General features: G+C 55.0%; 23 protein-coding genes and 1 riboswitch. Of the genes, 15 read left to right on the top strand and 8 right to left on the bottom strand.

The window, feature by feature from the left end; translation table 11 throughout:
* Positions 1 to 932 precede the first annotated feature (932 nt).
* Positions 933 to 1,439 carry a MarR family winged helix-turn-helix transcriptional regulator gene (locus ACIOWL_RS20515; RefSeq protein WP_400389630.1) on the bottom strand — a complete coding sequence of 169 codons (507 nt, stop codon included), beginning with the start codon at positions 1,437 to 1,439 and terminating at the stop codon, positions 933 to 935.
* Between the two features lie 40 nt (positions 1,440 to 1,479).
* Between ACIOWL_RS20515 and ACIOWL_RS20510 the strand changes: the two genes are divergently transcribed.
* The 9 genes from ACIOWL_RS20510 to ACIOWL_RS20470 all read left to right on the top strand — a co-directional run bounded on the left by ACIOWL_RS20510 (position 1,480) and on the right by ACIOWL_RS20470 (position 14,255).
* Entirely contained in the window at positions 1,480 to 2,433 is a 954-nt protein-coding gene (locus ACIOWL_RS20510; RefSeq protein ID WP_400389627.1) for a DMT family transporter, read from the top strand.
* Positions 2,434 to 2,657: 224 nt separating this feature from the next.
* Positions 2,658 to 4,448: an NAD(P)-binding domain-containing protein gene (locus ACIOWL_RS20505; protein WP_400389624.1), complete on the top strand. Its 1,791-nt coding sequence runs from the start codon at positions 2,658 to 2,660 to the stop codon at positions 4,446 to 4,448.
* Positions 4,449 to 4,838: 390 nt separating this feature from the next.
* Positions 4,839 to 4,955, top strand: a riboswitch (SAM riboswitch).
* Between the two features lie 91 nt (positions 4,956 to 5,046).
* The gene (locus tag ACIOWL_RS20500; protein WP_400389622.1) at positions 5,047 to 5,547 is read left to right on the top strand and encodes a flavin reductase family protein; all 501 of its coding nucleotides are present in this window, start codon (positions 5,047 to 5,049) and stop codon (positions 5,545 to 5,547) included.
* 575 nt (positions 5,548 to 6,122) lie between these two features.
* A complete protein-coding gene (gene dnaB, locus ACIOWL_RS20495; RefSeq protein WP_400389619.1) occupies positions 6,123 to 7,478 on the top strand; it encodes a replicative DNA helicase in 1,356 nt (451 codons plus the stop codon).
* A 1,223-nt stretch (positions 7,479 to 8,701) separates the two neighbouring features.
* A complete protein-coding gene (locus ACIOWL_RS20490; protein ID WP_400389616.1) occupies positions 8,702 to 8,971 on the top strand; it encodes a hypothetical protein in 270 nt (89 codons plus the stop codon).
* Between the two features lie 314 nt (positions 8,972 to 9,285).
* Positions 9,286 to 10,503, top strand: coding sequence for a hypothetical protein (locus ACIOWL_RS20485; RefSeq protein ID WP_400389613.1), 1,218 nt, complete (start codon positions 9,286 to 9,288; stop codon positions 10,501 to 10,503).
* Positions 10,504 to 10,566: 63 nt separating this feature from the next.
* Positions 10,567 to 12,876, top strand: a complete 2,310-nt coding sequence (locus ACIOWL_RS20480) for an FtsK/SpoIIIE domain-containing protein (RefSeq protein ID WP_400389610.1) — start codon at positions 10,567 to 10,569, stop codon at positions 12,874 to 12,876.
* A gap of 547 nt (positions 12,877 to 13,423) precedes the next feature.
* Positions 13,424 to 13,687 carry a hypothetical protein gene (locus ACIOWL_RS20475; protein WP_400389607.1) on the top strand — a complete coding sequence of 88 codons (264 nt, stop codon included), beginning with the start codon at positions 13,424 to 13,426 and terminating at the stop codon, positions 13,685 to 13,687.
* A 313-nt stretch (positions 13,688 to 14,000) separates the two neighbouring features.
* Entirely contained in the window at positions 14,001 to 14,255 is a 255-nt protein-coding gene (locus ACIOWL_RS20470) for a hypothetical protein (protein WP_400389604.1), read from the top strand.
* A 29-nt stretch (positions 14,256 to 14,284) separates the two neighbouring features.
* Here the strand turns inward: ACIOWL_RS20470 and ACIOWL_RS20465 are convergent, their stop codons facing one another.
* From ACIOWL_RS20465 to ACIOWL_RS20455, 3 genes are read right to left on the bottom strand one after another with little or no spacing between them, the layout of a single operon-like run.
* Positions 14,285 to 15,271, bottom strand: coding sequence for a hypothetical protein (locus tag ACIOWL_RS20465; protein WP_400389601.1), 987 nt, complete (start codon positions 15,269 to 15,271; stop codon positions 14,285 to 14,287).
* Positions 15,261 to 16,463, bottom strand: coding sequence for a sensor histidine kinase (locus ACIOWL_RS20460; RefSeq protein WP_400389598.1), 1,203 nt, complete (start codon positions 16,461 to 16,463; stop codon positions 15,261 to 15,263). Before ACIOWL_RS20460 ends, ACIOWL_RS20465 begins: the two co-directional genes overlap by 11 nt.
* Complete coding sequence (locus ACIOWL_RS20455; RefSeq protein ID WP_400389595.1) at positions 16,456 to 17,220, bottom strand: hypothetical protein; 765 nt, start codon at positions 17,218 to 17,220, stop codon at positions 16,456 to 16,458. The genes ACIOWL_RS20460 and ACIOWL_RS20455 overlap by 8 nt, the downstream gene beginning before the upstream one ends.
* A 215-nt stretch (positions 17,221 to 17,435) precedes the next feature.
* Between ACIOWL_RS20455 and ACIOWL_RS20450 the strand changes: the two genes are divergently transcribed.
* Positions 17,436 to 18,827, top strand: coding sequence for an MFS transporter (locus tag ACIOWL_RS20450; protein ID WP_400389592.1), 1,392 nt, complete (start codon positions 17,436 to 17,438; stop codon positions 18,825 to 18,827).
* Between the two features lie 4 nt (positions 18,828 to 18,831).
* A complete protein-coding gene (locus ACIOWL_RS20445; RefSeq protein ID WP_400389589.1) occupies positions 18,832 to 19,020 on the top strand; it encodes a DNA-binding protein in 189 nt (62 codons plus the stop codon).
* 11 nt (positions 19,021 to 19,031) lie between these two features.
* On the opposite strand, the gene ACIOWL_RS20440 is transcribed toward ACIOWL_RS20445, so the two are convergent.
* Entirely contained in the window at positions 19,032 to 19,364 is a 333-nt protein-coding gene (locus ACIOWL_RS20440) for a GNAT family N-acetyltransferase (RefSeq protein WP_400389586.1), read from the bottom strand.
* Between the two features lie 21 nt (positions 19,365 to 19,385).
* Complete coding sequence (locus ACIOWL_RS20435; RefSeq protein ID WP_400389584.1) at positions 19,386 to 20,387, bottom strand: pirin family protein; 1,002 nt, start codon at positions 20,385 to 20,387, stop codon at positions 19,386 to 19,388.
* 157 nt (positions 20,388 to 20,544) lie between these two features.
* Between ACIOWL_RS20435 and ACIOWL_RS20430 the strand changes: the two genes are divergently transcribed.
* The 3 genes from ACIOWL_RS20430 (at position 20,545) to ACIOWL_RS20420 (ending at position 21,843) form a co-directional block, all read left to right on the top strand.
* On the top strand, positions 20,545 to 21,003 hold the full coding sequence (locus ACIOWL_RS20430) for a MarR family winged helix-turn-helix transcriptional regulator (protein WP_400389581.1): 459 nt from the start codon (positions 20,545 to 20,547) through the stop codon (positions 21,001 to 21,003).
* An 85-nt stretch (positions 21,004 to 21,088) separates the two neighbouring features.
* Positions 21,089 to 21,349 (top strand): hypothetical protein, encoded by a 261-nt coding sequence (locus ACIOWL_RS20425; RefSeq protein WP_400389578.1) that lies wholly within the window; start codon positions 21,089 to 21,091, stop codon positions 21,347 to 21,349.
* Positions 21,350 to 21,393: 44 nt separating this feature from the next.
* Positions 21,394 to 21,843 (top strand): SRPBCC domain-containing protein, encoded by a 450-nt coding sequence (locus ACIOWL_RS20420; protein WP_400389576.1) that lies wholly within the window; start codon positions 21,394 to 21,396, stop codon positions 21,841 to 21,843.
* A gap of 3 nt (positions 21,844 to 21,846) precedes the next feature.
* Here ACIOWL_RS20420 and ACIOWL_RS20415 read toward each other — a convergent pair whose 3' ends face one another.
* Both ACIOWL_RS20415 and ACIOWL_RS20410 read right to left on the bottom strand, forming a co-directional pair.
* The gene (locus ACIOWL_RS20415) at positions 21,847 to 24,492 is read right to left on the bottom strand and encodes a family 78 glycoside hydrolase catalytic domain (RefSeq protein WP_400389573.1); all 2,646 of its coding nucleotides are present in this window, start codon (positions 24,490 to 24,492) and stop codon (positions 21,847 to 21,849) included.
* 47 nt (positions 24,493 to 24,539) lie between these two features.
* Positions 24,540 to 25,130, bottom strand: a complete 591-nt coding sequence (locus tag ACIOWL_RS20410) for a TetR/AcrR family transcriptional regulator (protein ID WP_400389570.1) — start codon at positions 25,128 to 25,130, stop codon at positions 24,540 to 24,542.
* 144 nt (positions 25,131 to 25,274) lie between these two features.
* Here ACIOWL_RS20410 and ACIOWL_RS20405 point away from each other — a divergent pair, with 144 nt between their 5' ends.
* The gene (locus ACIOWL_RS20405) at positions 25,275 to 26,585 is read left to right on the top strand and encodes an MFS transporter (protein ID WP_400389567.1); all 1,311 of its coding nucleotides are present in this window, start codon (positions 25,275 to 25,277) and stop codon (positions 26,583 to 26,585) included.
* Positions 26,586 to 26,610 lie beyond the last annotated feature (25 nt).

The following is a 26,610-nucleotide window of genomic DNA, read 5'->3' as shown; positions in this document are numbered from 1 at the left end:
ATTGCTTCTGCACGGAACTGCGGGGTGAACTTCTGACGTTTGGACATGCACTCATTCTCCTACTAACGCGTGTCTCATAACATCATGACAGCTCAGTCGCTGCTCGGAGCACTAAAACAAATTGCGTATTCGGCGTCCCCTAACGACGCGGCTTCTTGGACCGCAGTATTGCTAGGAGAGCAACTCGCCAAAATGCACGTTAGGGCAGATGTTGATATTGCAGTGACTAAGCGGTAAATGCGACTCAAGCGGAGGTCCGTTCTGATGCAGTGCTTGGCCCGACCCTAAAAAGAGTCGGTCCAAGCTTGATTGAATAAGGTCTCTAGAGGGTTTTGTAGGTGACAGTGTGAGAGGAATCCTTGATGTTGTAAGGATAGGCACCTAGTCCGTCATTGCCAGCCAAATCGATGTTACTGGCTGTTTTGTATGCGGAACACACAAGTTGTGAGCAGTTCATCTTTCCGAACAGCGAGCCACACTTGTCCGCGGCAACCAACAACCCACCGTTTCCAAGGGGGAGAAACCTTTGATGTTTGGATCGCCCTTCGTGAACTTGCAGTGTGGTTCATCCTGAACGAGCAAGCTGAGCTTCTGGTTTCAGATCGTCCTACCGGCTTCGAGCAGGCAAAGGGCTAGCGCCTATTCGCTGCGTTGTGCAAGCAAGGACCCCAAAAGCTGATTCTTGGGATCTCGTTTCCTGGACCTTGGACGGGGCTCATCACTATTATTCGTGAGTTGAAAAAGTCGGACTGGACCAACGTGAAACCATGCGCTTTTCCCTCTCACGCCGCGTGGAAATCTGGGATCAGTTTTTGATCGTCTGCAAGATGACTTGCTCAGTTTCGGCGGGGCTCTGGTGAACAGTATCTGGCCTTGGGCTGCATCCGGTGTGGTGCGATGGGCAGAAGGCCGCTACTTCTCACGGTGTTTCGCTACTCTCGCCCGGGATTTTCGTATTGAGTTAACCAGTTATGCAAAAGCTTTTGAAGCAGCTCCTGATCACTCTGCGACAGGTGGGCGATGAGGCGTTTCTCATTGGCCATGTGTTCGGTAAAGGCTGCGTCTATGGTTTGCAGCCCCGTCTCCGTCAGTGAGACACGACGCCGGCGTTGATCTACCTCGACTGGTTCGCGTGACACAAGTCCAGAGGCAACCAGGCGATCCAAGCGTTTGGTCATGGCTCCTGTGGTTACGACGGTGTGCGCTGCGAGCTCGCTCGGTGCCATGGCGAATGGTTCTCCGCTGCGTCGAAGGGTTGCAAGCACATCAAATTCTCCTTCGGACAGACCGTGTTTCTCGTAAACGCTGACCAATTCGCTCGTCAGATAATTTGCCAGCCGATGCAGACGGCCGATGATCCCTTGAGGTGCGACATCCAGGTCTGGACGTTGTACATTCCACTGTTGCTGCACGCGGCTGATGCGGTCCGTGAATTCCATACTTGAATTATAGCTTCCTAGGAAGCTATATTTAGCTTCCATGGAAGCTAAATCGTTCCCTGCCCTGCGGCGGGTCCCCGTTGTTGTGTGGATACTGCTGACCGCAATCGCTCCAATTGCCTGGGGATCCAACTATTTTGTGACCCGAGAATTCCTTCCGCAGGACAATGTGTTGTGGGGATCTGTCTACAGGGCCTTGCCGGCGGGGCTTATGCTCCTGGCGGTGTCTCGCCGTTTGCCAACCGGTGGTTGGTGGTGGAAGTCGGTGATACTCGGGGCCGTAAACGTGGGCGCGTTCTTTGTGTTGGTCTATGCTGCGGCTCAACTGCTGCCCGCCAGCGTAGCTTCCACGGTGATGGCCATGTCTGCCGCGACGCTGATGATTCTTGCGTGGCCAATCGTGAAAGAAAAACCTGCGGTTCTGCCCCTTGCTGGTGCACTTGTTGGATTCCTGGGAGTGGGATTGATGGTGTTTGACCACGGTTCGGCCGTCAATTTTCTGGGTATCGCTTGCTCGTTGCTCGCCATGCTTTTGTCCAGCATCGGCGCGTTGCTGACGAAAAAATGGGCGGTGCATCAGCGGCCCTTGGATCTCACCGCGTGGCAGTTGACGGCCGGCGGGCTGATGCTGATACCTGTGGCAACCGTGTTCGAAGGTCCTCCTTCCGCGTTGGATCACTCTGGATTCTGGGCTTCGGTTTATGTCTGCGTGGTGGCCACCGCGATTGCGTTTTTTGTGTGGTTTCAGGGACTGAAACACCTGTCAGCGGCAACCGTAGGGCTCATTGGTCTGCTTAATCCGGTCACGGGAGTACTTACCGGCACCCTGCTGGCTGCGGAGACTTTTGGTGCTCAACAGCTGGTGGGTGTCGTTTTGGTTCTGTTCGGAGTTGTTTGTGGATTCGGCAGACTACCTGGCAGGAGCGGCTCAAGGAGAGCCCTCAAGGTGCCCCGGGGCTTGAGCAAGACGAGCGGTGTCGATTGCCAAATGTAGTTCTCGGCGAGGCGCTTCGGCGGGACATGCCGCATATCTGGCCGTCCGAGACCCGCTGCCGGCGCTGAATACCGAGCTTCGGTTCTGAAGCGGGGTTGGGATCTCAAAATTGTTGCAACCTTTTGCAACTCTTTTATATTGTGACCCACGTCATACTCTGGATTCAACGCGGTGCCGCATCAGCTGCACCTCCCCAAGTTCCAGAAAGAAATGAAGTGATGACGATGGCTGAGAACTCCCCGGAAGTCCAGGCTCAATCATGGCTGGCCACGCTGCAACAGGCCCTGGCTGCAAGGGATGCCGCCGCCGCGGCGCAGCTGTTCGGCGAAGAGTGCTACTGGCGCGACCTGACCGCATTGACCTGGAATTTGCACACCGCCGAAGGTCGTGACGGCATCCAGTCGCTGCTGCTCGGTATCGATTCGGGTGCGTGGCCACGCAATCTGCAGGTCACCAGCGCCGCGGACGCAGATGGTGTTATCGAAGCCTGGTACACCTTCGAAAATGACGCGGTACAGGGCAAGGGCCTGTTCCGGCTGCGTGACGGGTTGGGCTGGACCATGCTCTCGACCGCTCAGAATCTGCGTGACTTCCCGGAGCCATCGGGACCACGCCGTGCGCTGGGAGCCGATCACGGTTCTGCCATGGTCTCGGAAAACTGGTTGGACCGGCGCAAGCAGACCCAAGAGTCCTTGGGCATCACCGAACAGCCCTATGTGCTGATCATCGGCGGCGGGCAGGGCGGCATTGGCCTCGGCGCGCGCCTGAAGCGTCTGGGGGTGCCGGCGCTGATCATAGACAAACATCCCAAGCCCGGAGACCAATGGCGTTCGCGGTACCATTCCCTGGCCCTGCATGACCCGGTCTGGTACGACCATATGCCGTACATCGAGTTCCCGGACCACTGGCCGGTATTCACCCCGAAAGACAAGATGGGCGACTGGCTTGAGTGCTACACCAAACTCATGGAACTGGATTATTGGTCCCTGACCGAGGCGGTCAGCGCACGCAAAGACCCGGAATCAGAAGGCTGGATCGTTGAGGTGACCCGCGAGGGCGAACCGATGACCCTGCGCCCCACCCACCTGGTGATGGCGACCGGGATGTCCGGAATCCCCAATCTCCCCAGCTACCCGGGTCAGGAGATCTTCGCCGGGGAGCAGAACCACTCCTCGACCCACCCAGGAGGCGAAGCCTATCGCGGCAAGAATGTGGTGGTGATCGGGGCAAACAATTCAGCCCACGACATCTGCGCCGATCTGGTGCACAACGGCGCCAAACCGGTGATGGTCCAGCGTTCCAGCACCCACATTGTCCGTTCTGAATCACTGATGAAAACCGTGCTGGGCCCGCTGTACTCGGAGGAGGCGCTGGCCAACGGGATCGACCACAACACCGCCGACCTGATCTTTGCCTCGATCCCCTACAAAGTACTGCCCGAGTTCCACAAACCAGCCTTCGCCCAGATCCGGAAGGACGACGAACAGTTCTACCAGTCGCTCACCGACGCGGGATTCGACCTGGACTTCGGCGACGATGATTCGGGCTTGTTCCTGAAATACCTGCGCCGCGGTTCGGGATACTACATCAACATTGGAGCCTCGGAACTGGTAGCCGACGGGTCCATCGCGCTGGCCAAGGGCGAGGTCTCGCACCTCACCGAGCATTCCGTGGTGTTGGCCGACGGCACCGAACTGGCTGCCGACGCGGTGGTTTACGCGACCGGCTACGGGTCCATGAACGGTTGGGCGGCCAAACTCATCTCCCAGGAAGTCGCCGACGAGGTAGGCAAATGCTGGGGACTGGGCTCGGGAACCACCAAGGACCCCGGGCCGTGGGAAGGGGAGCTGCGCAACATGTGGAAACCGACCCGGGTCAAGAATCTGTGGTTCCACGGCGGCAACCTGCACCAGTCCCGCCACTACTCCAAGTACTTGGGAATCCAGCTCAAGGCCCGCTATGAGGGGCTGGAAACCCCGGTCTACGCGCTCGCCGAAAGCTTTCATACGCTCTGACGCGCAAGACGCGTCTGAGAGGGCTGCGGCCCGCCTGATAACACACCGCGACCGGGCGGGCCGAGTCTTTGGCTGGTCGGCTGGTCCAGGACAAGGGCGCTTGGTTTGCGCGCCGAGCCACCCTTGTCCTGGACCAAGCGGTTGTAAATGCCGGTCCAGTCAGTTTCCAGTCGGTGCGTGGTGGTCGGCCGGATCGGGCGGCCGGCTATCGGCAAATGGAAACAGGGCTGAAACCCCAACACGAACATCAGCTAATTCAAAGGGCTAACGAATAATTGAACGATTGTGACACCATGGCTCCCTGGCAAGTCGAATGAATCCTTGAGTATTGAGATTTAAGAAGCGAAATATTTGACCGTTCGGCGTAATCACCAATATTGTTCTAACCAGAATCAAGAGCGTCAGCTATAAGCCCTGGCTTGCTGGCCGGCAACCCTCTCAACGGTAGTGGGGTGCTCCAGGTGAGGATTCGGTCCCGCGCAAGACTGCGTGGCACAAATACCGCACATCGAGTGCGCCGGCATCGGTTTTGTGTAGGAGAAATTCCGCACGATTCCCGGGCCAGCGTTCGGTGGGCACGACCCGAAGGAATCGAGCCATGTCATTAAACCAGGATCTTGACCCACTGACCTTGCGCAAGGTTTTCGCTCAGCACCCATCAGGTATTGCCGCTCTCTGCGCGGTGATTGACGGCGAAAAAACCGGCATCATTGCTTCCTCATTCACCGTTGGAGTTTCGCTCGAACCAGCACTGGTGATGTTTGCGGTGCAGAAGACTTCCAACACCTGGCCGAAGCTTCGCCAGGCGGGGCGCATTGGTGTTTCGGTGCTCAGTGAACGCAATGACGGTGTCTGCGTCCAGATCGCCTCCAAGCACGGCGACCGTTTTGCCGGTGTGGCAACTCGCGACACCGAAGAGGGCGCGCTCTTTATCGAAGAATCCACCCTGTGGCTGGAAACCTCAATCTACAACGAAGTCGAAGCCGGAGACCACTGGGTCGTTTTCCTCGAAGTCCATGGTCATGACGTCGCAAAACACTCTCCGCAGATTTTCCACGATTCACGATTTCACTCATTGCCAGTGCCCGAACTCGTATAACTGAACCAACTCAACGCTGCGGCACGAAGGGACCCCCTTCGTGCCGCAGCGTTTTAATTGCCGTTCGGGAATCAGTCCTGTGAGGGCTCGGGTCTTCACCGCGGCCGGTTTGTAGCGTAATGATGACACAAGGTCTATCCACAATTTTGTCCACAGTCTTGTGGATAGCCTGTTGATGAGGGTTGATAACTCCCAAAAAGTACCATGAATACGGGAATTTGACTGTTGATAACCAGTTTTAGGCCCGCGGGGAGTGGAAAAAATTAACTTGCTATCCACAACTGTGCAAAGGTAAACGCACTAGTCAAAGACTACTTGTTGATTATTAAGTGGGGTAATCCACAGGGTTGTCCCCATGTAGTGAACAGGCGAATCCACAGGTGAGGGTGGATTATCCACATAATCTGTGGATATCAGGGTTTACCTCTGTTAATAACCCACCTAGTGTTGGCACTGGGAACGACTATCCACAAGAGCATTGGGTCTAACTGTCGGTTGGTGCTGACATGATAGGCAGTTGCCGTGGTGGCATGAATGGTTTCCCAGCGGGTACATAGGGGATGGAAGTGTCTGTAATGAGTGCAGAGCCGATCTACGAAGAGCGCGAATCAGATGCGGGGCGCAAGCCGCCGCAGGACATCGAAGCGGAAATGTCTGTTCTTGGCGGCATGATGCTCTCCAAGGACGCGATCGCCGATGTCGTCGAGGTACTTCGCGGCACCGACTTCTATCGCCCGGCCCACGAGGCAATCTATGAAGCAGTGATCGACCTTTATGGTCGTGGTGAACCCGCAGATGCCGTGACGGTGGCCGACCTGTTGACCAAACGCAGCGAGATCTCGCGCGTTGGCGGCGCAGCCTACCTGCACAACCTCATCCAGCAGGTGCCGACCGCTGCAAACGCTGGGTACTATGCCGAGATCGTGCGCGAACGCGCTGTGCTGCGACGGCTTGTTGACGCTGGGACGCGCATTGTCCAGATGGGTTATTCTCCCGACGGCGAGGTTGACGCCATCGTAAATGAGGCGCAGGCCGAGGTCTACAAGGTTGCTGAAACCCGCAGCAGCGAAGACTACGTCCGCCTGTCCGAAATTATCGAAGGCACCGTTGATGAAATCGAGAACGCCGCCAACGCGGGCGATGGCATCACCGGTGTTCCCACCGGCTTCTACGAATTCGATGAGCTGACCCAGGGCCTGAAGGGCGGCCAGATGATCATCATCGCGGCCCGACCCGCGGTAGGTAAGTCGACCTTCGCGCTGGACTTCGCCCGTTCGGCGGCCATCAAAAACAATATGGCTACCGTCTTTTTCTCCTTGGAAATGGGCCGCAACGAAATTGCCATGCGCCTGTTGTCCGCCGAAGCCTCCATCCAGTTGCAGGACCTGCGCAAGGGCTCGGTTGAAGATGCGCAGTGGACCAAAATTGCCACAACCATGGGCCGGCTGAATGAAGCCCCGCTGTTCATCGATGATTCGCCGAACATGTCGATGATGGAAATTCGCGCCAAGTGCCGCCGCCTGAAGCAGCGTAACGAGTTGCGGATGATCATCTTGGACTACCTGCAGCTGATGAGCTCGGGCAAGCGTGTGGAATCCCGCCAGCAGGAAGTTTCCGAGTTCTCGCGTAACCTCAAGCTGTTGGCCAAGGAGCTCGATGTTCCGCTGATCGCCTTGTCGCAGCTGAACCGTGGCTCCGAACAGCGCCAGGACAAGAAGCCAATGGTCTCCGACCTTCGTGAATCTGGCTCGATCGAGCAGGACGCGGATATGGTGATCCTGTTGCACCGCGATGATGTGTACGACAAAGAAAATCGTCCGGGCGAAGCTGACGTGATCATCGCTAAGCACCGTGCCGGTCCCACCAAAACCATCACCGTGGCGTTCCAAGGCCATTATTCGCGCTTCAGCAATATGTCCTCCGAGGGGTAGTTCCCTGCGGTGAGCGACCGGCACCTGCCGTGGCCAGTGATTTCTTGGGCCTCTGTAGGTGCCGGCCCTATTTCTGGCGGCTTTCGAATTTGTGACGGATGTTAATGTCACTGTCGATCGGTTGACCGACCCAAAATGGCTAGGGTCGTACACTCACCGGTTGAACATAGTCTGTAGTTGCCCATGGAATTCGAGGATGTCCAACCGAGAACCGTGCATGACAGCGTTTGCATGGTGTTGGGTGACTGGCGGTGCGGTTCGTCCGTGGCAGAGGTTTAACGGTCGGTCATCAGGTACGAGGCAAGGTCCAGGTTCTGCTCCATAGCCGTAACGCATTGGAAGCTGCCAGAGATTATGCGTCCAGAACTGCTTCTTCGAACAAAACAATACCGTGGTTTCAAAACGCTGCTGATAGGAATTACAGAGTCACCACTGAAACAGAAGCGCCGTTGGCAAACCCCAGATAGCATGGCGCACGGTTGGTTCGTCCATGGGGTTCTACAGCTTTAGAGAGCAGGGTGTGTCCGCTCCCCGGTCAATGGTTGTATGTATGTCACCGCCGAGTCCAAACCAGGTAACGTTCGAGGAGAACATAAAAGGCACTAACAAAACCAGAACGGCAGATGGGAATCATTTCATGTCAGTCTGGGTGTGCACACCCGCTGCCGCTGCTTATCAGTCCATTGCCTAACAGATCCAGTATTCGGAACATGGTTAGTGCCGGTTGCTACCGCGCAGGTCGGGCTGGATGCCATGGACCGACGCAGTTTGACCTGTTGCAAAGACTGTTTGATGGAAGCTGAAGGACACTTTCAAGGAGTGAAATAAAATTGTTTCCGTAAGCACAATAAAAAATCGCTACGTATATTAATGATTGCGCGGAATATGGTGATCGAAAGTGCGTATTGGAAGGATAGTGGTTTGTAATCTGCGAAGGAGTACAAATCCGTCTAATCCTTGAAAACTTCGACTTGCCAGGTGGATCCATGTCGCAGTTAGAGTATTTTTTAAGTATCGAAAACCTAATTAATCCATGGTTTTCGACGCTCCTGGTGCATCGAAGGTCTTGATCTTGACATTCATTTATCTTCAGGAGTCCGGCGTAGGTTTGTAGAAAGCGGTAGCGAGATGAAAATGATGAAAATGTTTATAGAACCACTCTTAGCCTGGGTGAGTTGCGAGTTGTGATCAAGAGTGCATGTGGCAAGGGAGACATCGCGCCATTGAACTACGATGTATTGGACGAGCGACCCGACCTTGGAATTCTGATTGAACGCAAAAAATTCATGAGTGGGCTTGCGGCAGTTCAGGTTATCGCGAACGATGAAGTGGATCAACGGTTGGTGGCTATTAACGCTCTAGGAGATTCAGGGTTTTCGATTGCAATGAATGGACTTCAGAACTCCGCAAATTTCGGACTATCTAAAAAACTGGCCGCTGAAATCATAGATGCATTACATTCGGCTGATAGCGATTTGGAAGAAATTGGATAATCCTTGAAGTTTTCACCTTAAGGATTGAAGTCTAATTATTGCTTAGTTTCGAAGGGCTCTTGAGTAAAACACCAAACGTTTCGTGCTGTTTTGACTGATCCTATGGATCCGAACCTTTATCATGTGAATATAAATTTTGGATTTATATCGTTATGAATATATTTCTCAGTGCTAAACATTTTAAGCCAAAACGAGAAGTACTCCCTAAGGGAGTACGCGGAGACCCATATCGCGAATAGAAGGTGGTTTCTACAAAACGAATAAGGTAAATATCAAGTTATCTTCGAATCTGATTTCTAACTTGTGGAGGCATCATGGCTGTGAACGATCAACAACTCACGGACTACTACGAAACACTGAACCTCGAACGTGCTGAGTCTCTTTCTGGCATTCAAGAAAAGATTCAAGAAATGAAGGTCGGATGGGGACAACGTGCCACCAGGGCCGGCAGTAACGGTGACGAGGCAAGACTTCGTATGGTCGTCATTGAGGAAGCCTTGAGAGTTTTTGCCAATGAAGATTCCCGTGAGCAGTATGACTTGGAGCTGTCCAGAAGTCGTCGCAATGGTGAAAGCGCGGTACTCATTGGCCCAGATTGGTCGCAGAGGGCATGGGACTACTACTTTGTGCATGACCTTGGAGCCGCTAGGGTGGCAGCTAGTAAAGCAAAGCAAGAGAATCCCAACGAATCTATGCCATATGTAATTTCAGCATGGATTAACCTAGGATTTGACGAGCACGAAAGCGCCAAACGTGACGCCGATGAAGCCTTCGTTCTTGAAGATGGAACGGGTGACTCGGTAGATGTGCACGAAGTTCGAGGTGTTACGTTCCACCTTCTTGGTAACTTTGATTCTGCTATCAATAGCTTCAAGCGAGCTCTGACCGCTGCTGGTAATCAAGAGAAGATTGCTATTTGTGGTCGAATGGGATATACATATCTGCTTTCGAAAAGGGACGAAGAAGCATTTGATAATGCCATATTCGCTTTATCGAACGAGTTCCAGCTTCCACTAGGTCCTGCTGCCCAGTTGGTCGAACAGGCGGTAACAGCCGTGATCCGTTTCGCCGACGGCAAGGGGACGATCTCGGACGAGCTCGCATCCTACAAGAAATACATGACCCTAATTTCGGAAAGTGGAATACAACCTGAGTGGAAAACAAAAATCTTAGAGTCTTTGCAGTTGCTGGTTGATAAAGTTTCAAGAATCGCTGAGAACAAAAAAAGAATTCAGGAATTACGGAAGATAAAGAAACCTGAAGGTGCCCGACCTGACAAACCTTGGAAAGGTGTCGGAGTCTCCCTGGTTTCACTGCTACTTAGTTTCGTCACGCCGTACTTTCTAGTTATATTCGTTATCTCGGCCGGTTACTCGACGTTCCGCTTTATATCCAGCTCTAATTGGAATAGTGCTAAAAGCGAATTCGACTCCGCGCGTAACGAAATTGATGGCCTTTCGGAACACAATGAACGGTTACAAAATGAGCGACTGGATGCAAAGAAGAAAATTGCACCATTGACGTTGGTCTGACTTTACTGGGTCGGATAGCGTGGTATCGAAAATTGAATCCATAAATTCGAGTAAGGGTTTTCGTTGTTAAAGGTTGCAAAAACGCTCTATACCCTAGTTGGGGAGTTTCCGTTCATTGGTAACGGAAACATCTGGATCAGGGACTCTGTGAAGAACCGAGATTCGATATTGCTTACTCAGTCGCTGGTAATGGATGCTCTTGAGCAAACTACACCAGGTCAATTGTCTGTGACTTTCTTCGATGAAACCCTGAGCGGGCTTTCATCGCCGTTCGTGGCGGCCAACGATGGTGGAAGTGCCATAGTCGAGTCATTACATGATATCAACGACTTGTCTGTCTTTATAAAATATCTGCGTGAGCACATTCAGAACGTAAACAACGTGATTCAAGGACGAACCGAAAGTCTGATAACTTTCCGCGAGAGGCTAGAGTTCCCTGTCGAGAGTTATAAATTGGTCGTTATTTCAACTGATATTATGATGCTCGCAGAAGATCTCCAAAATGATTTGATGATTCTCTTGCGTTCTGGGCCGAGAGCAGGAGTGTCTTTTCTGATTCATTCCTTAGAAATTGGAGCAGAGAATTTCCTTTCTTTGTGCAGCCGTTTGCATATTCAGAATGGCGCGTTAATTGACCCTGAGTCAGGTTTTGCACAAGAATGGCACGCTATATCAGCTCATGACATGATTTCTTCGAGTACCGCAGTTGCTGGCAAGATAAGAAGCACGGCTGTAGCGACTGTACCGTTTGATAGTGTTCAGCATCTTGAAAGTAAATGGGAAGGTAGCAGTGCGGAAGGTTTGTCTTTTGCCCTCGGCCGGTTCGGCCCGGACGCCGCAGAAGTCACTCTAGGTGATGATGTGCACCAGCGCCATAACATCCTAGTTACGGGTGCTGTAGGCCAAGGCAAATCAAATATCTTATCAGTTATTATCCATTCGATGGCGCAGCGATATTCTCCGGAGGAACTCAATTTTTTCCTACTGGATTTTAAGGAGGGGGTGACGCTACAGCGGTTCATTGATTCTTCTTCGGGTGTTTACCTGCCGCATGCTAGCGTCCTCGGTCTGGAAGCGGACCGCCACTATGGGTTGAGCGTACTTAAGCATCTGTTTGGCGTCTATAAATTGCGAATGAAACAGTTTAAAAACTTCGGCGCGAACGACATCAAGGAATTTAGGGCTCTTACGGGTCAGCCGATGGCTCGTATAGTAGTTGTGATTGATGAGTTTCAAATGATGTTCAGCGAAAACGATATCGTTTCATCAGAATCAGCAAGTCTTCTGGTGAAAGCGGTAAGATTGTTTAGGGCCTCAGGAATTCATTTTATTCTTGCATCGCAGACTATCGGTGGGAATATGGCGCTCATCGGATCTGCGGCTGATGGCCTATTTGGCCAGGTTCCAATTCGTATCGCTTTGAAAAACTCGCTAGCTGAGTCACATGCCACTCTTGGCCATCGTAATGACGCCGCCGCGTACTTGCGACCTCGAGAAGCAATACTGAACCAGAACTACGGGGACCTAAGCTCCAATCAAAAGATCAGTGTTGCATTTGCTGATGAGAAGTTGCTAGCCGGACTCCGATACGACTGGTGGTCGTCAGCAGGTAGCGTGACTTCGGCTCCGTCAGTATTTGCTGGTGACAAAAGCGATTCTGTGTCCGAAGTCGTGGAGAGATTCACGAATCGCAGTGCTCGCTCGGTGTCTCCTTCGATCTATTTAGGTGAAAGCATCGAGGTGGGCGGACGTCCTTTGCGTGCTTCGATGGAAAGCGGGGCTGGGCGGAATGTAGCCATCATCGGTTCTGGTGGTGGATATCAATTATTGTTTTCGATAGCTCTTTCGATGGCTATTCAAGACTCTAGCAACAAGTTTGCTGTTGTCGATCTGTTGGGTGGAATTGATGATGTGGAACGCGAGCTAGAGCCGTTAGTGAATCGGTTGCAAGTAACTGGAGCGCAGGTTTTAAGGATCTCGGGCGAGAACATAGCGAGTGAGCTTGAAAGCATCTACGATTCGATTTTGCTTGCTGAGCCGAACGAGCGTGGCAACTGGTTTATTCTCTGCGCTGGTCTTGAGCGGTTTAAGGAAATTCCTCAGGTGTTGGAGCGAATTTACGAAGAGGGCAACGTTTTCGGTGTTCACGTCATAGGTTGGTGGAGAAAGCATAGTAGCTTCAAATCGCATTTAGGGTATTCCGGTGATCCACACTTTGATGTTCGTGTCGCATTGCAAATGGAACCACAAAGCATGCGTGATTTCATGAGCAGCCCTCTACTGAATTGGGAAGCCAGCGAGTATAGGATCCTAGGATGGGACAGGAACTTCATGAGCAATCCTGCCTCGCTGATTCCTTACCGTGCTGAGTGACGAGGGAAAAGCGATGATCTATGACCCAGAACGGGACCCAGGCCGAGTGGCTAGGCCTCCTAATAATCAGGTACGCAATAGCGGACGTCTCAGACGTGCTCTTGGGGCGACTGTACTCCAAAAAACTGGGGTTCGAGATCCGAAAAGTGGAGAAATTACCACTTCGCAAGCGGAAGACAAAGTGCGAGCGGTTGGTGCTGCCGCTCTGCAGGAAATGGATGTTAGGGACCCGGAATCTGTTGCATTTAGATTTCAGAGTCATGCTACTAAAGGAGGAACAGTGAGCTATGCGCAGGTACTGTCAAGCCTTAGAGAACTGAAGCAGCGGGCTTCAGACCAGATTATGTATATTGAAGCGTTCCAAAAGGAACATCGAACCAATATCCAAATGATCAGGGAAAGCCTTAGTGGAGGTGCAAGTGGGCACGATAATAAAATGATACAAGCCATAACGGAGGCAGAATCTTCCTTGAAGAGGTCAAGATCTGTCCTAGATGCTGCTATCAAGGCAATTGATAAATTATCAAACCGATAGGGAGGAATGTCGATGCCAAATTTACAGGAAATCGCAAACGTTGCCTATCGAATTAAGGAAAGTGCCAACGGATTACAAGAGCGAACCATGATCACAGCCGAAGTTTTAGGTTCACACGGAAACGAACTGAGTGAATTGATTCATGGACAATCGAAAACAGGTGTAGAAGCCGTACAACTCATAGGTGAAGCTCAAAGAATGACGGCTGCTTGTGCAGTGAGCCTGAAAAAGCTGAACGACGTAGCTGAAGATTTCTTGAAACATCTAGCTGAATAGATAGACTGGGGCAAGGAATATGTTAGTGGAATGTTCAGCCTTGCAAGAAAGTAGGGCAGCGTCATACAGTGCATTACAGGATGCACTGGCTTCCATGAAGGTAGCCATGAATAAAATAGACAACGTATGTTCTCAAGCGTATGTGACTGTGAACGGACATATTCTTGGGGATGGTTTTGTTGTGGGGACAGCGCAAATCCGGGAGGTATTGGAAGCCATTGCGAGATTGTTGGAAAGCACTGGTGGGCAGATACGGTCACTGGACACCAGAGTGGATGAGGATATCGATTTAGGGTCTAAGAGGTGATATGTTGTGAATCTTGCAGAACTGCTTCAGGAACTGGACCGATATTCAACTGATTTGGGCCATGCAGGGACGGCTGTTGCGAACGCTCTGAGTGAATTAGAAAAATCAAGAGGATACTTGGCGATTTTTAACTCGAAGGACTCCGTTGACGTAACTGTGGCTCTTGGAAGAGCCAAGAGTGAGCTCAATGATGTTGTGCGATCGCTCATCCCATCAATGACCCGTACTCTGCACAACTTAGACGCTTCATTGCGAGAGTAGACTTGCGGGTGAGGGTGGATCTTCAGGGGTTAACTGACCTCTATGAGATTTGGTTCCCCAGTCAAGGAGTCACGCACCAATACCGTCACCGCGAATGGTTCGCTGGGTGCGTGAGCTGTTATATTTACCAATTGATACTTGTAGTAGTGGTCAAATAAATCTTCGAGTGTTCTTTCGAGGTGGCTTGCAGTTTCAGCGGACAACGAGACTTTGCGCATGTCATTAAGTTTTACCTTTAGTCCATTGAGCCTAGCAGCGTGCACAAGTTGGAGTAGAGTCTTTGAGGTGAAGACCTCTGACATGATTTTATCTCGAAATTCTTGTTCGTAAACTTGGAAACGAATAAGTTGTTCATCAGTTAGCCGTCCATTTGAAGCGTCGATCTCGCGCAAAAGAGCGCTGGCCTCGCCTTGTAATACCGTCTCCCATTCCTCCGTGGTTAAATGGTGCGCGTGTTCGGCGAGTTGTCGACGGTAGACAATATCGCTTTCATCCTCAAACTTCTGAATTTTTCGACGATTCCTCTCGATCTGCCATCGGGTTACTACAGCGAAGGATACCCAAAGTGCAGGGGTAATCAGATTCGTGAAAATTTCGATCCAAGAAACGTGATGCAGTGCGCCGAAAGAACCTTGAACTAAACACAAGGACCCGAGACCAAGCCAAGCTATCGGCTGCAATCCACGTAGAACAAGGGCAACAAGAATCATTTCAGTTGCACCTGAATTCCACCAACCGTACCCTGGGAAACCATCGGGGAGACCAAGGTTGACAAAGAAACTCATAGTAGTAGTCAGCGTGACGATCAATACACCTTTCCTCAACGGAAGATCCAGATCGAGAGGCTGTGTGAAGACAACATATGCGCTAACTGCTACGCAGATCAGGATGGCTATGAGGCAAGGCCAAATACTCACAAGCTCCGGGAATGACGAAATGCCCATGATGATATGGGCCGTAGAAAATACGAGTACGAGAACTCGATACACAGGTCTCAGAATTTCATTATTGCTCATAGCGTCGGTCCGATGGCTTGGTTATGAGAGTGATTCGCGTGCCTTTTCCTTGTCTGCTCTGGATACTTGCTTCGACATTGGCGGCCTCGCAAGGTTCGATGATCGAATGTTGCAATCCGAATTGATCAGGAAAGGACGAAGTTGTGTTGAAACCTGGCCCTGTATCTTCGATAGACACTTCTACAGATTGGTCGGGAGTCGCGACCAAGAGAGACACGTGTGATCCTTTGGCATGTTTGCGACTATTTCGAACCGCTTCCATTGTGGCTCCCAGGAGTGCTTCGTACTGGCGTCGGGAGATCCTTAGGTCTGGACGGAAGTCGGCGGATTTTATGGGAATCACTTCGAATTCACTTGATTCAAGTACTAACGAACTAAAAAGTTCAGCGGTCTCAGTAGGTTCATCGTTAGGATTGAAGGTAAAAGCCGACTCAATAGCCTTGCCTGCAGCCTTCGCTCGTGCCTGCAGACTCTCCGGTGATGTGGTTCTTTCTGCTGCCACTCGAAGAATATCTAGGACTTTATCGTGCAGAAGCCGTTCCATCTTGTAGCGCTCGGAATCGATCGCACGTTGTGTCGCGGCCGATTCATACCGCAAATTAAGGATTTCGTGAGCCTGATCAGTGCGAGCTGCACTACGTTTTAGCGCTAGAAACGGTTCGCTAACGACTACAGTCAGCGTAATCGCGAGCAGTGCGTCTTGCCAAGAAAGTACCCAAGGTCGGTTAGCTCCTCCTGGCATTAATGGCACAAATAGAACGATTAACGCAGTGACACCACCATGTACCCAGGGCCAACGGCCGCGCATAGATGCAGCAGCGAGCCCTATCCCGGTCCCGGTGAACCCCCACGTCCAAGTACGGGGTTCGCCGAGATCCTCGATACCGAGCCAATTCATGTTCCAAGCGAGGAGGGTAAACAGAAAGAGTAGGCTAGCTGCTCGTCCTAGGGACTTGGATAGTGGCAGGGAAACCGGTGTTGCTAACACCGTGCCAGCTACAAGAACCGACAATGCCAGGAGGCATGTAGCGAATAGCGAACTGGGGTGTTTGGTTAGCAAATCTATGGCTTCTGGTGCTGCGAGGCTAAGTGTTGAAATGGCGTATCCACCGGCAAGGAGGAGTAAGATCTGCTCGATGCCTTTGAGGGAACGGCCACTACCACCGGCATGTGACGACTGCGAATTATTCATCAGTTATGCAGACTACGTTGAAAGCTTCATCATCGAGTGCACGTATGAAATTCTCATGGGTGATGAGCCCATCTTCATACGCTCTTTGTCGGACGCCTTTACGACCCGTAGCATCGCGCCCGACGTCTGCATATTTCTTTCGAATTCGAGATAGGTACGTCTTGACGGTGAGCGGGCTTATAGCGCTATCGGACTTGGCACGAACAGGTTTGAGCATTGCAGCAATTTCTGTAGCTTCGTAGCCGATGGCGTAGAGCCTCATCGTTTCTAGTTCTTGTGGAGCAAGCTTGACGTGTTTGATTGGGTCTGGGGCGTTCGTGAAGGCCACAGCGAAATCTGGCGTGAAAATATACTTTCCTTGAACTACATCGAGGATATCCGTTGCTAGAGCCTTCGGGCTTCGTTTCTTCGACACCACTCCGGACGCGTTGGCTTGGTAAGCTTGCCTTCTTTTTTCCGGTGTGACTACATTGCTTATCACGAGTACTGGAATGTCTAGCTCAACAAAGGTGCGGATGTTGTTGCGAAGTTGAGAATTGTCATCTAGGAGGATGTCGAGCAAGACGACATGGATCTGGGGAACTAAATCCTTTTGCGACTCCATGATCGTAAGGAGTTGCGGTACGGTGGGTGCGTAGACAACGTTATAGACGTATCCCTCAGGGCTGCTCTTGTGTAGAGCGTATTGCATGCCGACGCGAGTGTAGCTGTCGTTATCAACGAAGCCGATGAAAATATTTTTAGGTGTCGTAGTCACCAAAATCCCTCCCTACTTGCAAGTGTCAATGGCCTTCACCGAGGTGAAACTAATTACCGCTTAGTAGCAAAAATTTTGCCACCGTCCACTTTAGGGATCATATTTGCAAAATATATTTCTATGAAATGTTGATATTCACAATCGAGTTTGTACTCTGCTGAGGAGTACTTATTCAATTTTTTCTTGACAAATGCTTTTCTGGCACAATGAGAATCATGTCTACCCATCCTTCGCCTGCCGACAGCGGATCTAAAGCAGAGACGATTTACGCTCCGAAGCACCTATCCACCACCTTGGGTATGTTCGTTCTGGTGTTCCTGGTAGCTTTCGAATCCATGGCGGTTACCACGGTCATGCCATTGGTCAGCGAAGTCCTGAACGGGGAGAAGTATTTCGCGCTGTCGTTTGCGGCCCCGATGGCCAGCGGAATGCTGGGGATGGTGGCGGCCGGTGAAATCACGGACCGTTGGGGACCAAAGATCCCACTGTTTGCCTCGGTAGCTGTTTTCACTATTGGTCTTCTGGTGTGCGGCACCGCGCTCAGCATGCAGATTCTGATTGCCGGACGCATTTTGCAGGGAGTCGGCGGCGGCGCGATCACCGTGGCACTCTATGTGCTCATCGCCCGGGCCTACCCGGGTAATCTCCACGCCAAAATCTTCGCGCTCTTTGCGACGGCGTGGGTCATGCCTGCGCTCATTGGCCCATGGGTCGCCGGGCTGATCGCGACATTCATCGGATGGCGTTGGGTGTTCCTGGGTGTCATGGGGCTGGTAGTGGTCGCTTTTGCCGCCGTAGTTCCGGCGCTGAACCGGTTGCCCAAGGAGTTTAATGGTTCTCTTGGCCCGGTTTCTTCCCGACGGCTGCTGTTGGCAGGGTTGACCGGAACCGCGGTTATTGCCATGAACCTGTTGGGAAACACCGGGAGTTCATGGTCGGTGCCTGCTCTGCTGGGTGCCTTGCTGGTCGCACTCATCGCAATCCGCCCGCTGCTTCCCAAGGGGACATTCAGCGCCCGCAGGGGCCTGCCGGCCACCATGAGCACCCGCACATTGACCGCGGGGGCGTTTTTCGGGGTTGAGGTGTACCTGCCGTATTTGCTGCGTGAGGACTACCAGCTCAGCCCGGACCGTGCCGGATTGGTGCTGACCGCGTCGGCACTGAGTTGGACGGTGGGTTCCTGGCTGCAGGGGAAGCTGGGGGAGAAGCTGTCGAATTCGCGAAGCATTTTCCTTGGCTCATTGGCCAGCACCATTGCGATTGCCACGGCATTGTTCACCGCACTCTACCACCCGCCGGTTGCCGTGCTGATCTGCGGTTGGGCCTTGGGCGGTTTTGGCATGGGATTGATCTATCCCCGACAAAACGTCAATATGCTCAAACTCTCCGCGGAACATGAACAGGGATTTAACTCATCGGCCATGACCTTGGCTGACTCTTTGGGCACCGCAGGCGCCACAGCCTTGGGCGGGGTCATTTTCGCTTTGGCGGCCACCGGCATGGGATTCATTTCGGTATTCAGCTTCTGCCTGCTGCTGGCGCTGATCCTCATTGTGGTTTCGCCACGCACCAAACCTATCGCCCAACCCGCGGCGCCACTACGCTGAGGGTATGGATACCGCCCTTCCGAAGACCAGCAATCCCGCCGCTGCAGCGTTCGAGCAGGCAGGAATTCACACCCTGGAGCAGGCAGGCCAGGCCGGTGCCATGCAGCTGTCGTCGCTGCATGGCGTGGGCCCCAAAGCCATTCGCATCCTGCGGGAGGAATTGGCCAAAATCGGTCTTGAGATGAATCCCTGAAAGCGGCCCGGTTAGCCTCGCGGCAGGATTTCCAGGTGGCGCGGGCTTGGTTGCACCAAATGCGGTTGGTACTGCTCATGTTTGGCAACATACCCCTTGACGTACGGGCAGACGGGGACAATCTTGGCTCCGCTGGAGACGGTGTTCTCCAGTGCGAATTTCACCAAGATGCCAGCTAGGCCCTGGCCGGCGTACGCTTCGTCAACGGTAGTGTGGAAAAAGATACGTTCCACCCCGTCCGCTGCCTCGAAATCCCGGTAGTGGGCTGCGCCGATGTGCTTCCCGTTGTCCTCAAGTGCGAAGCGCTGACGCTCAGGGAGGAATACTGGTTTGATCTCGCTCATGGTGTTTCCTTTGCAGGGGTCTTAGGACGGGTTGACGCGTGGACGTAGGGTGACTGTCGGCAGGGCCGGTGCGGGCAATGCGGCCGGGGTGTCCGGTGGGAACGGGCCGAATCGTTCTTCGCTGTAATCGCCGGGCTCGGCGCCGATTTCAGCCTGCCATTGCGCGCGGAACTCCATCACCTCGTCGTGGGAACGGCCTACGAAGTTCCACCACATCAAAATATCTTCATTCAGCGGTTCACCACCGATGATCAGAGCCAGAACCGGTTCGTTTCCAGCCTTGATTTTCAGTGTTGTGCATCCGGATCGTACAAAACCCAGGTCTCGGGGCTTGAGCGGCTGGCCGTTGACTTCCACGGTCCCTGAATCCAGCAGGACGCCGTGTTCATGATGGGACGGAACCGTGATCTCAATTTCAACTCCCGGTTCCAGGCGTAGCTCGGCACCGGAAAGTTCGGTGTGGGTCTTCACCGGCGAGGTTGAACTGAGGGTTCCAACGCTGTGGGATCCCAGGAAGACCGCCAGGGACCATCCGTCGGCCCGCAGGGGCTCTGGGCGGTAGTTTTCAAAGGTCGGCTGCATGTTGCGCACGGAGTCGGGCAGCGCGGTCCACAGCTGGGCGCCATGCAGGATGCTGGTGCCTTCGGTGAGGATCTCCGAATGGCTGATGCCGCGCCCGGCGGTCATCAGATTCACTTCACCCGGGCGAACGGTGGCCTTGAACCCGGCCGAGTCCAGATGGTTGATGTTGCCGCTGAAAAGCCACGAGACGGTCTGCAGCCCGGTGTGCGGGTGGCGGGCAACGTTCATGCCGCCGGTGAGCTCAACATCGTCGGGGCCGTAGTGGTCCAGGAAGCACCAGGCCCCGATGAGGCTGCGTTGTTTCTGCGGGAGGGTGCGGAAAACGGTCATGGCGCGCAACCCGCCCAAAGGGACCTCGCGTGGTTCAAGGATCTGGATTTCGGAAGGGGATTGACCCGCGCAGCAGTCGATTTCTGCTGGTTCCTGCTCGAGGTTGCTCATAGGCACAAGGCTATTTCGTGGAGCCTGCTTTGGCCAGCTTCACTGATTCCGGGCCTTGCGGATCAGTGGCTGAAAGATCTGAGGGCGGGCAACAGCGTACGATCAGTAGACGGAGCGCGTCGTGATGAAAAGTGTGAGGGCAGTGGAGAACGTGAATATGCAAAACGAAGAACTGCTGCAGTTGGAGAAGCAAGTCTGTTTTGGACTGGCGGTTGCCTCGCGGACGGTGATCTCTGCGTATAAACCAGTGCTCGATCCCTTGGGCCTGACCCATCCGCAATACCTGGTGATGCTTGCCCTGTGGGAATTCGCGCCGTTGAGCGCGCGCGAACTCAGCGATCAGTTGCATCTTGACCCGGGGACGCTGACCCCATTGCTCAAGCGGCTTGAGGCCGCCGGGCTGATCACCAAAACACGCAACCCCCAAGACGAGCGGTCGATTGTGATCACCACGACCGAACAGGGTGCCGCCTTGCGTGCCCAGGCGGTGAAGGTTCCGCAGGAAATGATGAAACGTTTGAACCTGAGTGTGCAGGATGCGGTGGAGCTGCGTGAGATTTTAGACCGGATGATTGCCGCGGGGACCGCGGCATCGAGAGACCGATCTCAATTTTAGTTGGTGCACCAACTAATATCGTAGACTTAGGTGTACCAGGGGATGCCGAGGGTATTTCCGCTGACACCGAAGAGGAATGGCCATCATGGATGAGTCCCCGCTACCCATCATTCAGGACACCACCGGGCTGAGCCTGAACTACCGGGTGCTGTGGCGCTTGAAATACCTGGGGCTGAGCATTTTCGGCCCAGCTGAACGTGATTTCACCTCCAGCCCCCGCGAACGGCACAAATGGGACCGCGCCTACCGGGTGCTCAAGGCTCACGAGGCAGCCGGCACCCAAGCCGATGAGCTGACCATCTATGCTGCCAGCCGGATGGAGCCGCGGCGACGCCCGCAGCAGTAAGCCCACTTCGACCCCCGTGGGGCAAACACGATAATCTACTATGCATGGATTCGATGACTGAGCTGGTTTTGTCCCGCCAATTCACTGCCCCGCGCAGTGCCGTCTGGGCGGCTTTTGTCGAACCGGAAATCATCAGCCAATGGTGGGGTCCGCAGGGATGGGCCGTTGAAGAAAACTCGATCATTTTCGAGCCCAAGGTCGGCGGACGTCATGAGCTGAACATGTTCCAGATCGGCAATCCAACGGCCAAGGTTCCGCTCAAGGCGGTTGTTACCGCTTTTGACGAGTACAAGTGCTTGATCAGCGACGACGGACCGCACGAGATGACCCTGGATTTGGTGATCAGCACCCGCGTCGATTTTAACGAATTCGCCGGAAAAACCATCATCACCCTGACTCAGGGCCCGCTGCCGCACGAGGTGATTCCAAGCAGCACCCAAGCTTGGCAGTCGGCCTTTGCCAAGCTCGAGTCGCTGCTCGCAGAGCACTTCTAGGTTTTAGACCGCTTCAAAGGTCTGTGCGCCGCTGGCAGCCTCCTGCTCCTGGAAAACACAGGAGAAACGGTGGGTTCCGGCAGTGACGGTCACGGCCTCGGAGCCATCAGGCAGGAAGACCTCGGCGCTGGTGGAGGGCGGAACCACAACGTCCAGCTCGAAGAGCCCGTCGGTCAGCGTCCAGGATGAGGATGCCAGGCCGTAGGGGGTGTGAAGCTCGGTGCGCGCCCAGGAAAGCTGGTTGGTGGGCACCGGGGCGATGCGTTGCCGGCGGTAGCCGGGTGCCGCGGGAGCCAGGCCGCCAACGCTGCGGTGCAGGAAGTCGGCCACGGCTCCGAACGCATAGTGATTAAACGAGGTCATTCCGCCGGGATTCAGCGACCCGTCGGGGAGCAGGGAATTCCAGCGCTCCCAGATGGTGGTCGCGCCCATGGTGACCGCGTAAAGCCATGAGGGGCATTCCTTTTGCAGCAGCAGGCGCCACATGGTTGCGGCATGCCCGGTTTGCACCAGCGCATCACAAATATGCGGGGTGCCCAAAAAACCCGACCCGATATGGAAACCGTCTTCCGCCACCTGCGCGGCGAACATGGCGCCGGCGTGCTCCAGCTGCTGCGGGGCCAACAACCCGAAACGGATTGCCAGCGCATAGGCGGTCTGCGAGGGGAATGCCGCCCGCCCGCTGGGGGTGACGTATTCTTCGCGATATCGCTGGGCGCATTGCTCGAACAAAGCCGCATAGCGCTGCTCCTGAGCGGCGCGACCCAGCACCTGTGCGGTATCACGCATGATTCGCGCCGATTGGGCCAGGTATGCGGTGGCGACCGCCTGCCAGGGCAGGCGAGCCGCCCACGGCTGATCATCGGGAGCTGCCGAATCAAGCCAGTCGCCAAAGGAGAAACCGCCGCTGGCGAAGTCTAGTTTCTCCCCGGCGCGACGCACCATGGCATTAACCCAGCCTTCCATTGAATCCCATTGACGCTCCAGGATCCCAGGGTCGGCGAACCTCTCATAGAGGGTCCACGGAACCACCGTTGCGGCGTCGCCCCAGCCGGCCTCTGCATCAAGCGGCGGCATTGAAGGATCCACGTCCACCCATGGAATATAAACCGGCACATTTCCGTCAGGCAGTTGATCTGCCGCGAGATCTGCGAGCCATCCGGTCAACATGCCGGAACAGTCGTAAAGATAGGAGGCGCTGGGGGCGAAAGCCATCAGATCCCCGGTCCAGCCCAGGCGTTCGTCGCGTTGCGGGCAATCGGTGGGGACGTCGAGGAAGTTTCCCCGCATACCCCACACCACATTCTCATGCAGCTTGGTCAACAGATCATCCGAGCAACTGAAATCACCGGTGCGCACCATGTTGGTGTGGAGCACTACGGCCTTCAAGGCATTAAGGTCCAGTTCCCCGGGCCAGCCCTCTACCTGGACATAACGGAACCCGTGGAAGGTGAATTCGGGTTCCCACTGCATTGCGGTTCCGTCCAGGATGATCTCATCCATGGCCCGGGCTGAACGCAGGGGCCTGACCCCCAACTCGCCGTCTTCCAGAACTTCGGCGTGGCGGAAGGTGATTTTCTGTCCGGCCGCTGCTGCGGGAAGCTGAATCCGCAGGCGGCCAACCAGGTTCTGCCCGAAGTCTACAATCTGGGCCCCGGACGGGCTGGTGAGTTGCTGCACCGGGGGAACCAGTTGGGTTTCCCTGACGGCCGGAGCGTCCGGGGCAACCAGGATGGCCGGATCAAGATCTTGCGGGGTGACTTCGGTCCAGGCGCTGTCGTCAAAACCCGGTTCATCCCAACCGTGCGGAATGCGGCGGGCATCGGTGCTCTGCCCCATATAGATGTCGGCGCGGGTGACCGGACCCAGGGTGCTGCGCCAGGAACCGTCGGTCCCGAAGACGGAATAGGTGCCGTCCGCGTGTTGCACTTCCAACTGCACCAGGGCGGCGGTGGCATCCCCGTAGAGCCCGCGCAGCCCGCCGAAACCGAGGAATCCGCGGTACCAGCCATCGGCCAGGTGGACCCCCAGGGCATTGACCCCGGGGTGCAGCGCATCGGTGACATCCCAAGTCCGGTAGCGCAGTCGTTTGGCATAGGTGCTCCAGCCGGGGTTCAGTGCATCCTTGCCCACGGGAGCGCCGTTCAGGTGCAAGGTCATCACGCCGCGCGCGGTGGCCCGCAGGCGTGCGCCGGTGATCGCCCCGTGGTCCGCGATCTGTGCGGTGAGGTCAACTTCGCCGCGCAGCAGCGCGGCAGGTTCGCCCTCAGCGCCGGTGGGCGGAAGGGTTGGGCTGACCGCCAGGGCGGTGAACAGCGAGGTATCGAGCAGCCCGGTTTCCAGCAGGGTTGCTTCACTGAACGGTGATGGGTCGGGATCTTGGCCCCACACGCGCACACGCACCGAGCGGGTTTCGCGTGAGCCAAGCGGGCTTGCGGGCCACGGAAGGAGGATTTGCTGCGAGGAGGTGATCTGGCCGGTTAGCTGCCGTTCGCCCGTGGTCGGATTGCTGATCTCTAGCTCGTAGGCGCGCTGGGACCATCCGGGAATGCTGGTGTCGGTGATCCAGGACAGGCGTGGGGCCGGCTCGCCGATGCCTAGAGGTTCGCGGTGGTGCTCAACGGTCACTGGACGGACGTGGAAGTTCATAAAAGTTCCTTGGGTGATAAGAATTCGTGGGAGCGGCCAAGCGCTGGTTAGAGGGCGCGAGTCAGGTAGCCGTTGATGAACAGGCGAATGCCCTCGGCCATATCAACATCCATGCCCTGCAGCCACAGGGCTTCCAGGCCTTCGGTCATGGCCAGGGTGCTCAGGGAGGCCTCGCGGGGTTCGGTCCCAGGGGTGAGGCCGTCTTGCTCCAGAACCTCGGTGAAAGCTTGGGTGACGGCGTCCGCGATCCGGCTCAAGCGGTCGCGAAAATATTCATGGGCGGGGTGTTCCGGGTCGACTGCCTCGGTGGAGAGGTTTCTGTAGAGCTGGACCACGCCGCGTTGGGTTGCTTGGATGCGGGAGATTTCGACCAGGGTAGCCAAGAAGTCGCGGCCGGTTTTCCCGCGCAGGTTCTCTTCGGCCAGGGCGTCCCGTTGTTGGAGGACGGCCGTGAGCAGCGCAAGTTTGCCGCCGGCGAAATGGTGGAGCACGCCGGTCTGGCTGATGCCCACCATCCGTGCAATCTCGTTCACGGAGCTTGCGGTGTAACCGTTTTTCGCAAAAAGTGTGAACGCCGCATCGAGGATCTGCTCGCGTCGTTGTGCGGTTTTGCGGTATGCGCCTCTGGTGCCTGTCATACCTGAACTGTATCAGCGATCACACGAAAACATGCAACCCTTCATGTTTTCGTGTTACAGTGATCTGCACCACCGACTGCCCGGGAATTCTTCGGTGTTCATTCGGCCCATTGCTGCGGGCCCACAGGTTAAGGAAGCCTCACCATGACACACCCAACTCAGCGGGAATCCGTCCCCGCTGCGGCCGGCGGACCAGTCCCCGAATTCGCTACTTCACCAGCTGAAACCCCGCGTCAACCGCGCCGGGGACTGGTCTTTTTCCTAGTGCTTGCCATGGTGGGTGCAGGTGCTGCGCAAATGTCAGCCGCCCTGCTCACCCTCACGTTGAAAGCCACCGAGCTCAATGCCGCAACGGCAACCACCACCATCTCCATTTCCAGTGCGGTGGCCGGAATCCTCACCCTGGTTGCCCTGCCGCTGGTTGGTGCGCTCAGCGACCGTTCGCGCTCACGCTGGGGCCGACGCCGGCCGTACTTGCTGCTGGCGGCGCTCGCATTTGTGATCGGCGGGGTGCTGCTGGTGATGGCGCAGAATGTGCCAGTGTTTGTCGCAGCTCACCTGATGATCACCCTCGGATTTGTCAGCGCCAGCGTAACCCTCATTGCGTTGCTCACCGACCAGCTGCCAGAAGACGGCCGCGGTCCGGCCACGGCGCTGTTGAGCATGGGAACACCGGTTGGCGCCCTGTTCGGCATGGCGGTTGCGGTGCCTTTCGGGGATCAGCTGCTTCCCTTGGTCGGCATCCCCACCGTACTGGCAGTTCTCTCCCTGCTCTGCCTGGTGTTCATGGTCAAGGACCCGCAGCGCGCGGAGATTCGCCCGCGTGCAACTCGCAGTGAATTGCTTGGAATTTTTTGGGTCAACCCGATCCGGCATAGCGCCTTTGCCTGGGTGTTTACCTCCCGCATGCTTGTTTTCTCCGGCGTCGCCGCGCTCAACGGATACCAGGCCATTTACATGCTCCAGCGTTTGCACCTGGAACCAGCCTCACTGGGAACCGCCATCCTGCTGACCGTGGTTTTGAACGCCGGCATCACCATGCTGGTCGCCCCGGTGATCGGCAGAATCAGCGACCGGTTGGGAATGCGCAAACCATTTATCCTGGCTGCCGCGGTGATCCTGGGGATCGGCCTGGTGCTGGCTTCCATGGCACCGAATCTGCCTATGTACCTGGTTGCCTGCACCGTGGTCGGCCTGGGCCAAGGCGTCTACTTCGCCGTGGAACTGGTACTGGCCACACAGATCCTTCCGGATAAAACGAACCCGGCCAAGGATCTGGGCATCTTGAAGATCGCCGATAACCTTCCAGTCACCATCGTCTCCGTTGTCGCGCCATTCCTGCTGGCCCTCGGGGCCGGTGCAACGGGCCCGAACTTCTCTGCCCTGTTCCTCACCGGAGCGTTGGCCAGCATCCTCGGTGGGTTCGCCATCCTCTTTGTGCGCGGCACCCGCTAGGCAGCACCACGCCACCCAAGCCAAT

It is taken from the genome of Glutamicibacter sp. NPDC087344, from assembly GCF_044744225.1.
Lineage (GTDB): Bacteria > Actinomycetota > Actinomycetes > Actinomycetales > Micrococcaceae > Glutamicibacter.
This window is presented reverse-complemented; position numbering and strand designations above follow the sequence as displayed.

Bases quoted from the DNA above. Each gene is read 5' to 3' on its own strand.
- ACIOWL_RS20425 (WP_400389578.1), top strand. From the start codon at position 21,089: ATGGATGAGTCCCCGCTACCCATCATTCAGGACACCACCGGGCTGAGC.
- ACIOWL_RS20415 (WP_400389573.1), bottom strand. From the start codon at position 24,492: ATGAACTTCCACGTCCGTCCAGTGACCGTTGAGCACCACCGCGAACCT.
- ACIOWL_RS20460 (WP_400389598.1), bottom strand. From the start codon at position 16,463: ATGAATAATTCGCAGTCGTCACATGCCGGTGGTAGTGGCCGTTCCCTC.
- ACIOWL_RS20450 (WP_400389592.1), top strand. From the start codon at position 17,436: ATGTCTACCCATCCTTCGCCTGCCGACAGCGGATCTAAAGCAGAGACG.
- ACIOWL_RS20440 (WP_400389586.1), bottom strand. From the start codon at position 19,364: ATGAGCGAGATCAAACCAGTATTCCTCCCTGAGCGTCAGCGCTTCGCA.
- ACIOWL_RS20420 (WP_400389576.1), top strand. From the start codon at position 21,394: ATGGATTCGATGACTGAGCTGGTTTTGTCCCGCCAATTCACTGCCCCG.
- ACIOWL_RS20505 (WP_400389624.1), top strand. From the start codon at position 2,658: ATGGCTGAGAACTCCCCGGAAGTCCAGGCTCAATCATGGCTGGCCACG.
- ACIOWL_RS20410 (WP_400389570.1), bottom strand. From the start codon at position 25,130: ATGACAGGCACCAGAGGCGCATACCGCAAAACCGCACAACGACGCGAG.
- ACIOWL_RS20515 (WP_400389630.1), bottom strand. From the start codon at position 1,439: ATGGAATTCACGGACCGCATCAGCCGCGTGCAGCAACAGTGGAATGTA.
- ACIOWL_RS20510 (WP_400389627.1), top strand. From the start codon at position 1,480: ATGGAAGCTAAATCGTTCCCTGCCCTGCGGCGGGTCCCCGTTGTTGTG.
- ACIOWL_RS20430 (WP_400389581.1), top strand. From the start codon at position 20,545: ATGCAAAACGAAGAACTGCTGCAGTTGGAGAAGCAAGTCTGTTTTGGA.
- ACIOWL_RS20465 (WP_400389601.1), bottom strand. From the start codon at position 15,271: ATGAGCAATAATGAAATTCTGAGACCTGTGTATCGAGTTCTCGTACTC.
- ACIOWL_RS20485 (WP_400389613.1), top strand. From the start codon at position 9,286: ATGGCTGTGAACGATCAACAACTCACGGACTACTACGAAACACTGAAC.
- ACIOWL_RS20500 (WP_400389622.1), top strand. From the start codon at position 5,047: ATGTCATTAAACCAGGATCTTGACCCACTGACCTTGCGCAAGGTTTTC.
- ACIOWL_RS20445 (WP_400389589.1), top strand. From the start codon at position 18,832: ATGGATACCGCCCTTCCGAAGACCAGCAATCCCGCCGCTGCAGCGTTC.
- ACIOWL_RS20435 (WP_400389584.1), bottom strand. From the start codon at position 20,387: ATGAGCAACCTCGAGCAGGAACCAGCAGAAATCGACTGCTGCGCGGGT.
- ACIOWL_RS20405 (WP_400389567.1), top strand. From the start codon at position 25,275: ATGACACACCCAACTCAGCGGGAATCCGTCCCCGCTGCGGCCGGCGGA.
- ACIOWL_RS20475 (WP_400389607.1), top strand. From the start codon at position 13,424: ATGCCAAATTTACAGGAAATCGCAAACGTTGCCTATCGAATTAAGGAA.
- dnaB (WP_400389619.1), top strand. From the start codon at position 6,123: ATGAGTGCAGAGCCGATCTACGAAGAGCGCGAATCAGATGCGGGGCGC.